Source organism: Pseudomonas sp. NFACC02, from assembly GCF_900110765.1.
GTDB lineage: Bacteria > Pseudomonadota > Gammaproteobacteria > Pseudomonadales > Pseudomonadaceae > Aquipseudomonas.
In genome coordinates, this window is record NZ_FOEO01000017.1 from 85,310 (window position 1) to 99,022 (window position 13,713).

Below are 13,713 nucleotides of genomic sequence, written 5' to 3' on the forward strand. Positions count from 1 at the left end.
CGGCCTGATTCAGTCGGTATTCTTTTTAAGCGCTGCTCATCACAATCGTATTTTCTGTAGGAAAAGTATGACGATCATTTAGGAAAGTATCGCCGTGTTTCGTCTCCCTTTTAACTGCTAGCAGAACGTCTCTCTGTCGTAGTGTGTCGTTCTTTTAAAAGAAGGACGTGTGACGTGGACGATAAAAGCAGAAAATCTCAGGGCGCAGGTACCCATTGGCAACTTTTAGGAGTGTTATGTGGCATGTCGATGACATTGCAGGGCGTGGCACAGGAGCAACCTCTCAGGGATTTGCCGGGCGCTATAACTATTCCGGAGCGCGCTGTTGAAACCGTTGATCAGGCCACCGGTCTGGAGTATCTCCTGCATCGGGGCTCTACGTTGAACCTGCTTGAGGGGGCGGTGATCAACAACATTCAAGCTGACGGTAGGGCGGGGGTTGTGAATATCACAGGTGGCATGGTTGAGCAGACGATCGATGCCTCCACCATATCGGCCGCAATTTTGGTGCATGCGGGTACACTGAACGCAACAGACGCGATGATACGCAGCGATACCAAGACGGCCGTTGATATCGTTGCTGTTGACGACATCCGCAGTGCTCTGAACCTGAACAACAGTTTCGTATCGGGTGCTGGTAACGCGATAAGAGTGGCAAAGAGTGACGCCGTTCTGACCGCGACTCACGTGCTTGGTGTTGCGGGTGAGGGCCGTTCCGGGGTTGGTGTGCAGACTGGCGGTTCGAACCTTCGGATTGAAGATAACAGTCTTGTCGAGGGTGAACGGGTGGGGTTGACGGTCACCTCGTCTGGTCCAATACCGGGTACCGGCATTCTTCCGCCCCCAGACGTCGTGATTATTGATCATTCCACTGTGGTGGGGCACTTCGGGCCCGCGATAGAGCTTTTTGACAATGGTAAATCGCTCGCCGTTGCCACCGTCACGCTGCAAAACAACACAGAACTGGTGGCCGGTAACGGCAATCTGGTGGAGGTCAAAGATAAGGGCCAGCTTGACCTGATCGTCGACGACAGTCGTCTCAAGGGCGATCTGCTGGCTGCAGAAAGCGCTCGTCTTGATGTCGTTTTGCAAAACGACGCGCGATTGAGCGGGAATGTGACCAATGTGAACAGCATGACCATCAACTCCGATGCGCGCTGGAAGTTGCTGGCCGATAACCAGGTGCCGACGCTGACGATGGGGGCGGGTCGTGTCAGCTTCCGCGGTGACACCTTCAATACGCTTACCGTGGGCGAGTTGTCTGGCCGCGGGGTGTTCGACATGCGCATCAACCTGGATAACGGGGCCGGTGACATGCTCAACGTCGAGGGAACGGCCACGGGCTTTCACCACGTCAATGTCGAGAATACCGGCGCAGAAGTCGTGCCTGCGGAGTTCGACGCGCTGCGGATCATTCATACGGAGAGCGGCAACGCGGTTTTCGAATTGGCGGGTGACCGTGGCCGTGCCGACCTCGGTGTCTACTCCTATGCGCTCGAGCAGCAAGGCAACGACTGGTTTATCGTCGGCTCCGGCAAGATTATCAGCCCGTCCACGCAGAGTGCGCTGGCGTTGTTCAGCGCGGGGCCAACGATCTGGAACAGCGAACTGACCACTTTGCGCAGCCGCATGGGCGAGGTTCGCGGTCAGGAGCAGGGCGGTGGCTGGATTCGCAGCTACGGCAACCGCTTCAAGGCGTCGCTCGATGCCGGGGTGGATTATCAGCAGAAGCAGCAGGGGCTGTCGTTCGGTGCGGATGCGCCGATCCCGGTCAGCAAAGGGCACCTTTTGGTGGGGTTGATGGGGGGGTACAGCAAGTCCGATCTGGACATGAGCCGTGGCACTTCGGGTGAGGTGGACAGCTACTACGTCGGCGCTTATGGCACCTGGCTTTCGGACGAGGGGTACTACCTGGATGGCGTGGTGAAGCTGAACCAGTTTCACAATGCGTCCAAGGTAGCGATGAGCGATGGCAGCAAGGCCAAAGGCGACTACAGCAACATGGCGGTAGGCGGCTCTGTAGAGTTCGGCAAGCACATCAAGCTGCCTGACGATTACTTCGTGGCGCCTTATGCGCAGCTGTCGAGCGTATGGGTCGAGGGCAACAGTTATACGCTGGACAATGGCCTGCAGGCCAGGACCCGGCAGACGCAATCGGTGCTTGGCAAAGTCGGTACCACCGTGGGCCGCCAGTTTACGCTCAAGGACGGCGGGGTGGTTCAACCCTATGTGCGTGTGGCCTTGGCTCATGAGTTCTCCCGTAGCAATGACGTGAGCGTCAACGATCAGCGTTTCGATAACGACCTGTTCGGCTCCCGGGGCGAGCTGGGAGCCGGAGTGTCGGTGTCGTTGTCCGAACGCCTGCAGGTGCATGCCGACTTCGATTACATGAAGGGCGAGCATGTCGAGCAGCCATGGGGCGCAAACCTTGGTCTGCGCCTTGCGTTCTGATCGTCGGGCATTCGATCACCTGATCTGATGCGTGTGTTGTTCTTGTTGTGGGCGCCCCGGTTACCGTGTTGTAACCGGGGCGTTTTCATGTCTGGCCGAACTGGCCAGCGGATTTCAAGGGTGCGGCTTGCCGCGATGAAGTGCGCGGTTGCGACTTGATCGCCGCTTGGTATCGCCTTTCAACACGACAGTGAGCACTTCGGAAACCCCGACCAGGCGCGAGCGGCGAACGACTTCGTAACTGACTTCGACAAAGCCGTTTTTGTAGTCCGCTAGCGCCGCATGGGCCAGGTACTGCGTCAGTCGCGGCCCGGTACGGCGCTTTGACTCGCCGACTGTGGTCAGGAAGGTGTTGTAACCCCAGCGCATCTTCAACTGATCGCCCGTCCAGAGTTTGGGGGATCGAGGTACCTCGATGAAAACACCTGCGATGAGCTGATCGCGGGTCACGATCCCGCTCTTGTTGTTGAGCAGCGAGGGGGCCTCGAAGACGGGTGTGGCGTCCATGGACTCCTCATGAGGCTGCCAGGGAAAGCTGGGGACGCTGCGCAGGTAGTGCTCAAAGATCATGGCAGTTTCGTTGGCGGTAACGTCCGCAGAGGGCACCGCCCGGAACTCTTCAAAGTGCGGAATTGAGGACTTGGACGCTGCCCGCTGTTTCGGTTCTTCACTATTATCCATTACCGGATTTTCGTTAGGCTCCTTATCCTTTTCGGATGTATTTACTTGTGACTCAACGGGTGGCGGGATATCCATTTCGTCTTCCATGGAAGCTCCTTATTAGCGGACTGGGTTGATGTTTAAAAGCTCTGCCTATCAACAGGGTGTGTAGATCGGAGCGCTTTCCGCATATGTTCAGTTGCAAAAAAATTGCTGTCAATCACTCCAAATGCAGCGGTTTTGCATGACTTTTGAAGTGTAAAAAGGCTATTGAGGGATGACGAAAAGTGTGTTTCTCATCGTTTTTGGCCAAAATTTCGGGCTTGCAAATATTTATTTATATACATGCGTCACAAAAAATATGCATCGCCACCGGAAACTTCCGACAGAGTTGTAGGGAATGATGAAGCAAAAGTGCAGAATAAAATTGTAACCGTGCGCCGTTTTTTTGAAGATTAACCGAACCTCCACGCAAAAGCGTGGAGGCTTCTCTGTCAGGTATCCGGATGAATAGCGAAAATAATCCGTTACAATTGCAGAAAAAGTTGAACCGGCAGGGAAATGATCGATTGGTTGCCCGCTCGGTCGGTCACGAAGTACTCGATCGTGACGTTTTCATTCCCCACGCTTTGTAGGAAATCACGTTCGAAGGTGATTTCGATGGGTCGGAGGGTGAGCTCGTCGGCCTGAACGATATGGAATGGGCCTGGGGTTTTGTTGCACAAGGTCTGGATGACGTCACCTTGTTCCATGCCGGCGTAGCCGGGAACCAGGCCGGTCACCTCATCGCCGAACGGCTCAGGCGGAAGCACCACCGCCGCGAGAAGAGCTGCACCTGGAGAGGTACGATCAATTCTGATAGACGTGGCAGGTGAGCGAACGGATACACCACCTGGGAAAGTAGTAATTTGATAGGCAACGTCGTAAACGCCGTCTTTGATAACGTCCTCTTTAGGCAGCGTAAGCATCAACGTCGAGCCCTCTTCGGGTACGGGATCCGGAAGCAATAGGGCATCACCCGTGAGTTTATCGTTCAATACCAGTTGGAGCTTGTCGTTGGGGTGTGAGTAGGACCAGCTTTTGATGAAGATGGTGATGTCGCTTTGCGAGTCGACGAGAGAAATAAGGCCGTCCGCTGCGGCGACTGGGATAGAGGGTGCTGCCAAACCATTGTTCATTGTTTAATTCCTTTGTATTTTTTTTGCGAGCAGAAGTAGTAGCGGTTCGCTTGGAATCGATATGCCGCTTATTGTCATCAGGTGCTCTAGAACAGCGCCAACACCATCATGGTGTTAATTATTTTCGCTATCCGAATTTCAACTAATAGCCATTCATCCACTCTGTCAATCCCGCATTCCCCACTAAAACAGCAAAAAGTGGACGCGATGAGCAACTTTCGGAAACGTCCTACTTTTTTACCACCCATAAAAAAGCCCCGGCAGGTTCGCTGCCGGGGCTTGGGTATTGCGTGAGGCTATTAGCGGTTGAAGCGCTCCACCAACGAGTATTGCGTGTTGGCGGTGTGGGTCAGTTCGGCGCTCAGGGTGGCGGAGCGGCGGGCTTCGTCGGAGGTCTGGTCGGCCAGGTGGGCGATGGTGCTGATGTTGCGACTGACTTCTTCAGCAACGGAGCTTTGTTCTTCGGTGGCGGCAGCGATTTGTGTTGCCATGTCGGTGATGTTGGCGACAGCGTCGCTGATGCCGACCAGTGCCTTGTCGGCCTCCATGACCTGTTCGACGCCTTCCTCAGCCTGGCGGCGGCCATTTTCCATCGTCTGCACCGCGTTGGTAGCCGTCTGTTGCAGCTTTGCGATCAGCGAATGGATCTGTCCGGTGGATTCGGTGGTGCGCTGGGCCAGTTGACGCACCTCGTCGGCGACCACCGCAAAACCCCGGCCCATTTCGCCAGCACGGGCAGCCTCGATGGCGGCGTTGAGCGCGAGCAGGTTGGTCTGGTCGGCGATGCCTTTGATGACGTCGACCACGCCGCCGATTTCGTCGCTGTCCTTGGCCAGTTGGGTCACGGTCAAGCCGGTTTCCCCGACCGATGCAGACAGACGCTGAATGGCTTCACGGGTTTCGCTGGCAATGCCCCGACCGCGGCGGGTCAGTTCGTTCGCCTGTTGAGTGGCGTCCGCGGTGCGCTGTACGTGGCTGGCGACTTCCTGAGTGGTCGAGGCCATCTGATTGATCGCCGTCGCGACTTGCTCGGTCTCCACGCGCTGACGTTCCAGGCCGATGGAGCTGGCCTGGGCCAGGCTGTCGGACTGACGTGCCTGTGCGTTCAGGTGTTCGGCGGTGTCCTGCAAGCGCGTCAGGCAGGTTTTCAGCCGTGCTTCCTGGCTGAGAATGGACATCTCCAGTCGTGCTTGCGGGCCGCGGCTGTCGGTGTACATCTGCGCGATCAGTGGGTCAGAGGTGGTTTGTTCGGCCAGACGCAGCAAGCGCTTGATGCCTCGTTGCTGCCAGCTCAAACCGAGCAGGCCCAGCGGCACGGAGAGCGCGGCGGCCAGCGCAAAGCCCCAGTGGGAATTGAGCCACACGCCGATCAGGAAACTCACCTGGCTGACCATGATGAACGGCAGCCAGTCCTGCACCACCGGCAGCCATTTGTCGCGGCTCGGCACGGCGGCTTTGCCGCTGTTCAGGCGCAGGTACAGCGCTTGCGCGCGACGGACCTGTTCGGCGGTGGGCTTGATGCGGACGGATTCAAACCCGACGACCTGTTTGTTCTCGAAAATCGGCGTGACGTAGGCGTTGACCCAGTAATGATCACCATTTTTGCAGCGGTTCTTGACGATGCCCATCCAGGGCAAACCCTGTTTGAGCGTGGTCCACATGTGTTCGAACACCGCGGGTGGCACATCAGGGTGGCGCACGGTGTTATGCGGAGCCTTGATCAGTTCCTCGTGGGAAAAACCGCTGATTTCAACGAACGCGTCGTTGCAGTAGGTAATTACGCCGCGCGCGTCAGTGGTCGAGATCAACCGTTGATGCGCCGGGAATGTCCGTTCGCGTTGGGTGAGGGGCTGGTTATTTCGCATGAGCTGTTCGATCCGGGAAGGCTTTGATGTGTTATCGGCCCTCCTTGCGGGAAATTAAGCGTTTTGTGATCGGCGTCATGGCTTATCGATTGAACATCGGATAGGTGAACAGGCCGAAATGCGCCAGATTGAGCCCGAAGTGGGTGATGACGGCAGCCCCAAGTCCGCCAAAACGGTAGGCGATTCCGTAGCCGACACCCGCGATGCCCGCCAGCACAGCCCATTGCCAGCCGGCTCCGAGGTGAAACAGGCCAAACACCAGCGAGGCGAGCAGCAGGGCGAGGGGCTGGTGGTACGGCACGCGCTTGAGCAAACGGGTCAGCCCTCCCTGAAGGTAGCCCCGGAAAATCAGTTCTTCGGTGAGGGTGACCAATAACAGGTTGTTCAACGCCCAGATGCCGCTCTGCTCAGGCCATTTGGGCGTCCAGCCAATCAGGCTCATCGACATTGCCGTGATCAGACAGACAACGGCGGTGACGGGCAGCGTCACAGACGTGGTAATGACCGCACGGCGTAAGGCCACGGCGGTGAATACCCATGGACAGGCCAGTGTGACCCAGAAGCCGATCAGCGGTTTATCGAGGTTGAGGTACATCGAAAAAGGCGCGGCTTCCGGAGTGAAGCGTACCGCTGTGATCACACGGGCGCTGAAAAAACCGGGTAACCAGTGCGTGGCCAACCCCGCGGCGAGCGCGACGAACAGCGCGTGGCCAAACGTGCGTACACCCCAGTGTGTGAAATGACTGACGCAGATCCCGGCCATGATCAACAGGCCGAAGGTCACGACCACGGGCATGCTCAATTGACCGTAAATCAACGCGATGGAGTAACCGAGGGTGAGCAGCGTCAGTGTGCTCCAGCGGAGCGCCGGCATGGGGTCGTCCTTGAGGGTGAGATAACGCCGGCGATTTTAGCGTTGATTAAACGCGCGTGCTTGTGGGAATAGGCTGAAAGTCAGGAGAAGAGTGCGTTTCGAAAGTGATGCGGATTGTTCGACGAGGCTTGATGACAGGGGGGATCTGTGGGAGCGAGCAAGCTCGCTCCCACAGGGTTTGCGTGTGGCTGCGTTCGTGATTACGCCGCGATCAACTGCCGCAACACGTAGTGCAGAATCCCGCCAGCCTTGAAGTATTCCACCTCGTTCAAGGTGTCGATGCGGCACAGCACCTCGACGTTCTCCTGTTTGCCACTCTCGCGGGTGATCTGCAGGGTCAGGTTCATGCCCGGTTGCAGCGTGGCGCCGGTCAGGCCGGTGATGTTCAGCACTTCCTTGCCGGTCAGCTCCAGCGTTTTACGGCTTTGCCCGTTCATGAATTGCAGGGGCAATACGCCCATGCCGACGAGGTTGGAGCGGTGAATACGCTCGAAGCTTTCGGCGATCACCGCCTTGACCCCCAGCAGATTGGTGCCTTTGGCTGCCCAGTCACGGCTGGAACCGGTGCCGTATTCCTGGCCGGCGATGACCACCAGCGGCGTGCCTTCCTGCTGATAACGCATCGCGGCGTCGTAGATCGGCAGTTTCTCGTCAGTGGGTACGTGCAAGGTGTAGCCGCCTTCTTCGTTGCCCAGCATTTCATTGCGAATGCGGATGTTGGCGAAGGTGCCACGCATCATCACCTCATGGTTACCACGCCGCGAACCGTAGGAGTTGAAGTCTTTGGGTTCCACGCCTTTGCTGCGCAGGTAACGCCCGGCCGGGCTGTCGGCCTTGATGTTACCGGCCGGGGAGATGTGGTCGGTGGTGACCGAGTCGCCGAGAATCGCCAGCACACGGGCGTTCTGCACGTCGGCGATGACCGGCAAGGGCCCGGCCACGTCATCGAAGAACGGCGGATGCTGAATGTAAGTGGAATCGTCCTGCCAGACGTAAGTCGGGTCTTCCGACACCTGAATCGCCTGCCATTGCTCGTCACCGGCGAACACCTCGGCGTACTCCTTGTGGAACATACCGGTGCTGACGTTCATCACGGCGTCGGCGATTTCCTTTTGCGTCGGCCAGATGTCACGCAGGTAAACCGGCTGCCCGTCGCTGCCTTCGCCGAGCGGTTCGCTGCTGAGGTCAATACGCACGCTCCCCGCCAGCGCGTAGGCCACGACCAGGGGAGGCGAGGCCAGCCAGTTGGTTTTCACCAGCGGATGCACGCGACCCTCGAAGTTGCGGTTGCCCGACAGTACCGATGCCACGGTCAGGTCCGATTGTTGAATGGCTTTTTCGATGGGATCGCGCAGCGGCCCGGAGTTGCCGATGCAGGTGGTGCAGCCGTAACCCACCAGGTCAAAGCCCAGTTTGTCGAGGTACGGGGTCAGCCCTGCCGCGTTGTAGTAGTCCGTGACGACCTTCGAGCCGGGCGCCAGCGAGCTTTTCACCCACGGTTTACGCTGCAAGCCTTTTTCCACGGCTTTTTTTGCCAACAGGCCTGCCGCCATCATGACGCTCGGGTTTGAGGTGTTGGTGCAGGAGGTAATGGCGGCGATGACGACCGCGCCGTTTTTCAGGCGATAGCGATTGCCTTCGTATTCATATTCGGCTTCACCGACCTGCTCGGCGTTGCCCACCGCCACGCCACCGCCGCCTTCGCTTTCCAGACGGCTTTCTTCGGTTTTGCTGGGTTTGAGGGCCAGGCCCAGGAAGTCGCTGAAGGCTTGCGACACGTCCGGCAGCGCGACGCGGTCTTGCGGGCGCTTCGGCCCTGCCAGACTGGCGACCACCGATCCCATGTCCAGCTCAAGCGCATCGGTAAATACCGGCTCCTGGCCGGGCAGACGCCACAAGCCCTGCGCCTTGCAATACGCCTCCACCAGCTTGACCGTGTCGTCCGGTCGACCGGACAACCGCAGATATTCCAGAGTGACGTCATCGACCGGGAAGAAACCGCAGGTGGCGCCATATTCCGGGGCCATGTTGGCAATGGTTGCGCGGTCCGCCAGCGGCAGATCGGCCAGGCCGTCGCCGTAGAACTCGACGAACTTTCCGACCACGCCTTTCTTGCGCAGCATTTGGGTCACCGTCAGCACCAGGTCGGTGGCGGTGATGCCTTCTTTGAGCTTGCCGGTCAGCTTGAAGCCGATGACTTCGGGAATCAGCATCGATACCGGTTGGCCCAGCATGGCCGCTTCCGCTTCGATGCCGCCAACGCCCCAACCCAGTACGCCGAGGCCGTTGATCATGGTGGTGTGGGAGTCGGTGCCGACGAGGGTGTCCGGGAAGGCATAGGTGCGGCCGTCTTCTTCCTTGGTCCACACCGTGCGGCCCAGGTATTCGAGGTTGACCTGGTGACAGATGCCGGTGCCCGGCGGTACGACGCTGAAGTTGTCGAACGCCCCCTGACCCCAGCGCAGGAACGCGTAACGCTCGCCGTTGCGCTGCATTTCGATGTCGACGTTTTCGCCGAAGGCCTTGTCATCGCCGAACCTGTCGACCATCACCGAGTGGTCGATCACCAGGTCCACTGGCGACAGCGGGTTAATGCGTTGTGGATCGCCGCCAGCCTTGGCCACGGCGGCGCGCATCGCCGCCAGGTCGACCACGGCAGGTACGCCGGTGAAGTCCTGCATCAGCACACGTGCCGGGCGATACTGGATTTCCCGGTCGGATTTGCGCGCGGTCAGCCAGGCGGCGATGGATTTCAGGTCTTCGCCGGTGACGGTCTTGTTATCTTCCCAGCGCAACAGGTTTTCCAGCAGGACCTTGAGCGACATCGGCAGTTTGTCCAGATCACCCAGCGTTTTCGCGGCGTCTGGCAGGCTGAAGTAGTGATAGGTTTTGTTGTTGACGTCGAGTGTCTTGAGGCTTTTCAGGCTATCGAGCGAGGGCATGAACTAACTCCTTGACGAGTCCGCACGGTACGGACGGGGCGAAACGGACGATTCGGAACGGCGGTAAGACGATGTCGTCGAGCGCTCTGATCGGCGCCTTTTTATGCGCATTGAGTAGTACTGGACCGTCTGGTCAAGCCAGTGGTTCCTGATTCGGCTATCATGCGCCGCTTTCGAGTCATTGAGGTTAACCCTCAAGTATAGGTTGCGTCCGGCCGTTGTCCGGCGCGCGAGGAGACCGTCCAGTGAACACCCTTTTCATGCACTGCCGCCCCGGTTTCGAGGGCGAGGTCTGCTCGGAAATCAGCGAGCATGCGGCGCGGCTGAACGTGTCGGGTTATGCCAAGGCCAAACCCGATGCCGCCTGCGCCGAATTCATCTGCACCGAGCCGGATGGCGCCGAGCGCCTGATGAAAGCCGTGCGTTTCACCGATCTGATTTTTCCTCGGCAATGGGCACGCGGCGTGTTCGTCCACCTGCCGGAGACCGACCGCATCAGCGTCATCCTTGAGCACATGGCCGGTTTCGGCACCTGCGGCAGTCTGTGGCTGGAGGTGGTCGATACCAATGATGGCAAGGAGCTTTCGACGTTTTGCCGTAAGTTCGAAGGCCCGCTGCGCAAGGCGCTGGAGAAAGCCGGAAAACTGGTGGATAACCCGAGCCTGCCGCGCTTGCTGTTGACCTTTAAAAGTGGGCGCGAAGTGTTCCTGGGACTGGCGGATGCCGACAATTCGGCGATGTGGCCGATGGGCATTCCCCGCCTGAAATTCCCTCGCGAGGCGCCGAGCCGTTCGACGCTGAAGCTGGAAGAAGCGTGGCATCACTTCATTCCGCGTGATCAGTGGGACGAGCGGCTGTCCGGTGACATGACCGGCGTTGACCTGGGGGCCGCGCCGGGCGGCTGGACCTATCAACTGGTCCGGCGCGGGATGCTGGTGACCGCCATCGACAACGGCCCGATGGCCGAGAGCCTGATGGACACCGGTCTGGTGCAGCACTTGATGGCCGACGGATTTACCTACAAGCCGCGTCAGCCGGTGGACTGGATGGTCTGCGACATCGTCGAGAAGCCGGCGCGCAACGCCGCCTTGCTGGAAACCTGGCTGGGCGAGGGTTTGTGTCGCGAGGCGGTGGTCAACCTCAAACTGCCGATGAAGCAACGTTACGCCGAGGTGCGTCGCTTGCTCGAACGCATCGAAGAAGGTTTCAAGGCGCGCGGCGTCAAGGTTTCGATCGGTTGCAAGCAGCTCTACCACGACCGTGAGGAAGTGACCTGCCATCTGCGACGACTGGATATGAAGCGCAAAGCGTGAGACGGGTTATCTAGCCGTCCGTTGAGCAGGAGTGATCGAGTGCCCAAGGAACATTCACCCCGCGCCTCGGTGCTGCAGCACGTCAGCCTCAATGTGCGACGGCTGCGGCATGAGGCGGACTTGAGTCAGACAGCGCTCTCGGAAAAGTCCGGGGTCAGCCGGCGGATGCTGGTGGCCATCGAAGCGGGCGAGAAAAACGTCAGTCTGGCGACCCTTGACCGGGTGGCCGAAGCCCTCAACGTGGCGTTCAGCGACCTGATTCAGGCTCCCGACGAGCGCGATCCCAGCCGCATCAACGAGGTCGCCTGGGCCGGTTCGTCGCCGGGGAGCAAGGCTGTTTTACTGGCCAAGGCGGTCGCGCGGCGCGAGGTGGAGCTGTGGGAGTTCAGCCTCGCGCCCGGAGAGTCCTATGTTTCCGAGGCCGATCCCGAGGGCTGGAGCGAGCAGGTCTATGTGATCGAAGGTCGCCTGACCGTTGTCTTGCCGGAAGAAACCCGACTGGTTGCCGCCGGCGAGTTCTTCATGTTTGCCAGCAATCGGCCCCATGCCTATCGCAATGACGGCGACCAGGTGCTGCGGTTTGTGCGCAATGTGGTGCTGTAAAAGGTCGGGGCATCCCAAAATCAGCACTCGCGAGCAAGCTCGCTCCCACTGGGATCACGTTTGGCTTCATTGCTGTTGCAAACGCGACAGCTGATCAACAGTTTGCCCGCTTTGAATCACCAAACGCCGCCAAACCCGGCAAGCGCCGTGCCAAGCATGCTTCGTACCGCACCGGACCTACCAATGTCCTGTTTGAATTCCCTCGCATGCTCTTCATAATCCGGCGTGCGCGCCCGTGCTGATGGCATGGCTATGAGTAACGCGAAAAGGCGAAGAATAATGAGTTCAAAGAACACGCAAGCTGGGGCCGATATCCTCATCGTTGGCGGTGGCCTGAGCGGCACGATGTTGGCGGTGCAATTGCTGCGTCTGCCGGGCAGGCGTCGCATTGTGATTGTTGAATCGCGCAGTGAACTGGGGCGCGGCGAGGCCTACAGCGCCACTGAGTTGGGCCACACGCTGAACGGCAACGCGGCGCGCATGAGTGTCGATCCGGATAACGCCGATGACCTGACGCAGTGGCTGGGTGATTACCTCGCCGCAGGCGGCTGGCCTGAGTCGGACGAGCAGCAGGTGCCAGTGGCTGAGCTGTTTCCGCCGCGCGGGATCTTCGGGCTGTATGTGCAGCAGCGTCTGGCCGAAGCCAGGGCCGTCGGTGCTCGTCACGGTTCGACAGTCGAGCATATGCGTGGCGAAGCCGTCGATCTGCAAAGTGACGCCTCAGGTGTCGTGCTCACGCTTACGGACGGCACTCTGTTGATGAGCCGTTTTGGCGTGCTGGCCACCGGCATGTTCGCGGCCGCGCGGACACCGCAACGCGACTCGAACGCGCTCAATGCGGCGGCGGTCGACCCTTGGGATGTCAATGCGATGCGTCAGCTTGATCCGGGCGGACGGGTGTTGATCATTGGATCGGGCCTGACCATGGTCGATGCCGTCGTATCGTTGGAGCAGGCCGGGCATCGCGGCCCGATCGACGTGTTTTCTCGCCACGGTCTATTGCCTCACGTGCGTCGCCAACCGCCAGCCTGGCCGGACTTTCTCGGCGCCGATCACAGCATTCGCAGCACGCGGCAATTGGTCCGTGCGCTGCGAATGCAATGCGAGCAGGCGATTGCGCAGGGCATCGACTGGCAGGCACCGCTGGACACCGTCCGGGTGCATATCCCAAGGCTGTGGAGTCAGGCGACCGATCTGCAGCGGCGCCAGTTCGTCCGCCATGTGCGGCCTTGGTGGGAAAGCCATCACCACCGCTCGCCGCCGCCCAGCGCACGGTTGCTGGACCGGTTCGTGGAAGAGGGGCGATTGAGCATTCATGCCGCGTCGTTGCTGAGCGTCGAGGAGCCACACTCGGGGCAGGTGCGGATCAACGTGCGCTACCGTGGCGACGATCAGCCAACGGTCGAAACCGGCGCAGCGCTCATCAATTCGACGGGAATCCAATACGACTGGCGCCGCGTCGACCGCCCCTTGACCCGCCAGTTGCTGGCACGCGGGCTTGTTCAGCCAGGCCCCTTGGCGCTGGGAATCGCTGCCGATCCAGGCGGCGCGGTCGTGGACGCACACGGACAGGTGTCTTCCCGGCTGTTCGCCATGGGCCCGCCATTGCGGGGTCTGTGGTGGGAAAGCACTGCCGTGACCGACGTAGCGTTGCAAGCCAAGGCACTGGCGGCGCGTATCGTGACCTCTGTGTGAGGCGCCCTCAAACAGGTGCATGTGGTGTGTCTTGAGCGATCCACCGCATCGCCCGATTGTGTCGACTTCGACACAAATTTCCTTCTTTACCCTAAAGCGCTATCCGAACGCGCCGAAAGCCCGATATCGCCC

9 protein-coding genes are annotated in these 13,713 nt (G+C 59.4%); 4 read left to right on the forward strand and 5 right to left on the reverse strand.

The window, feature by feature from the left end; all coding sequences use genetic code 11:
- Window positions 1-174 precede the first annotated feature (174 nt).
- Window positions 175-2,451, forward strand: a complete 2,277-nt coding sequence (locus tag BMY73_RS15705; protein ID WP_256571186.1) for an autotransporter outer membrane beta-barrel domain-containing protein — start codon at window positions 175-177, stop codon at window positions 2,449-2,451.
- 114 nt (window positions 2,452-2,565) lie between these two features.
- On the opposite strand, the gene BMY73_RS15710 is transcribed toward BMY73_RS15705, so the two are convergent.
- The 5 genes from BMY73_RS15710 to acnA all read right to left on the reverse strand — a co-directional run bounded on the left by BMY73_RS15710 (window position 2,566) and on the right by acnA (window position 9,970).
- Window positions 2,566-3,219, reverse strand: a complete 654-nt coding sequence (locus BMY73_RS15710; protein ID WP_139214238.1) for a hypothetical protein — start codon at window positions 3,217-3,219, stop codon at window positions 2,566-2,568.
- Window positions 3,220-3,638: 419 nt separating this feature from the next.
- Window positions 3,639-4,289: a hypothetical protein gene (locus BMY73_RS15715; protein WP_092408225.1), complete on the reverse strand. Its 651-nt coding sequence runs from the start codon at window positions 4,287-4,289 to the stop codon at window positions 3,639-3,641.
- A 299-nt stretch (window positions 4,290-4,588) separates the two neighbouring features.
- The gene (locus tag BMY73_RS15720) at window positions 4,589-6,154 is read right to left on the reverse strand and encodes a methyl-accepting chemotaxis protein (RefSeq protein ID WP_092408227.1); all 1,566 of its coding nucleotides are present in this window, start codon (window positions 6,152-6,154) and stop codon (window positions 4,589-4,591) included.
- A gap of 82 nt (window positions 6,155-6,236) precedes the next feature.
- Window positions 6,237-7,028, reverse strand: coding sequence for a CPBP family intramembrane glutamic endopeptidase (locus BMY73_RS15725; RefSeq protein WP_092408229.1), 792 nt, complete (start codon window positions 7,026-7,028; stop codon window positions 6,237-6,239).
- Between the two features lie 200 nt (window positions 7,029-7,228).
- Window positions 7,229-9,970, reverse strand: a complete 2,742-nt coding sequence (gene acnA / locus BMY73_RS15730; protein WP_092408231.1) for an aconitate hydratase AcnA — start codon at window positions 9,968-9,970, stop codon at window positions 7,229-7,231.
- Window positions 9,971-10,215: 245 nt separating this feature from the next.
- On the opposite strand from acnA, the gene rlmM reads away from it, so the two are divergent.
- From rlmM to BMY73_RS15745, 3 genes are all read left to right on the forward strand, one after another.
- Entirely contained in the window at window positions 10,216-11,283 is a 1,068-nt protein-coding gene (gene rlmM / locus BMY73_RS15735; protein WP_092408233.1) for a 23S rRNA (cytidine(2498)-2'-O)-methyltransferase RlmM, read from the forward strand.
- A gap of 39 nt (window positions 11,284-11,322) precedes the next feature.
- The gene (locus BMY73_RS15740; protein ID WP_092408235.1) at window positions 11,323-11,886 is read left to right on the forward strand and encodes a helix-turn-helix domain-containing protein; all 564 of its coding nucleotides are present in this window, start codon (window positions 11,323-11,325) and stop codon (window positions 11,884-11,886) included.
- 279 nt (window positions 11,887-12,165) lie between these two features.
- On the forward strand, window positions 12,166-13,581 hold the full coding sequence (locus BMY73_RS15745) for an FAD/NAD(P)-binding protein (RefSeq protein ID WP_092408237.1): 1,416 nt from the start codon (window positions 12,166-12,168) through the stop codon (window positions 13,579-13,581).
- Window positions 13,582-13,713: the final 132 nt, after the last annotated feature.

Coding starts and splice junctions, on each gene's coding strand:
- BMY73_RS15710 (WP_139214238.1), bottom strand. CDS start 3,219: ATGGAAGACGAAATGGATATCCCGCCACCCGTTGAGTCACAAGTAAAT.
- BMY73_RS15715 (WP_092408225.1), bottom strand. CDS start 4,289: ATGAACAATGGTTTGGCAGCACCCTCTATCCCAGTCGCCGCAGCGGAC.
- BMY73_RS15720 (WP_092408227.1), bottom strand. CDS start 6,154: ATGCGAAATAACCAGCCCCTCACCCAACGCGAACGGACATTCCCGGCG.
- BMY73_RS15725 (WP_092408229.1), bottom strand. CDS start 7,028: ATGCCGGCGCTCCGCTGGAGCACACTGACGCTGCTCACCCTCGGTTAC.
- acnA (WP_092408231.1), bottom strand. CDS start 9,970: ATGCCCTCGCTCGATAGCCTGAAAAGCCTCAAGACACTCGACGTCAAC.
- BMY73_RS15745 (WP_092408237.1), top strand. CDS start 12,166: ATGAGTTCAAAGAACACGCAAGCTGGGGCCGATATCCTCATCGTTGGC.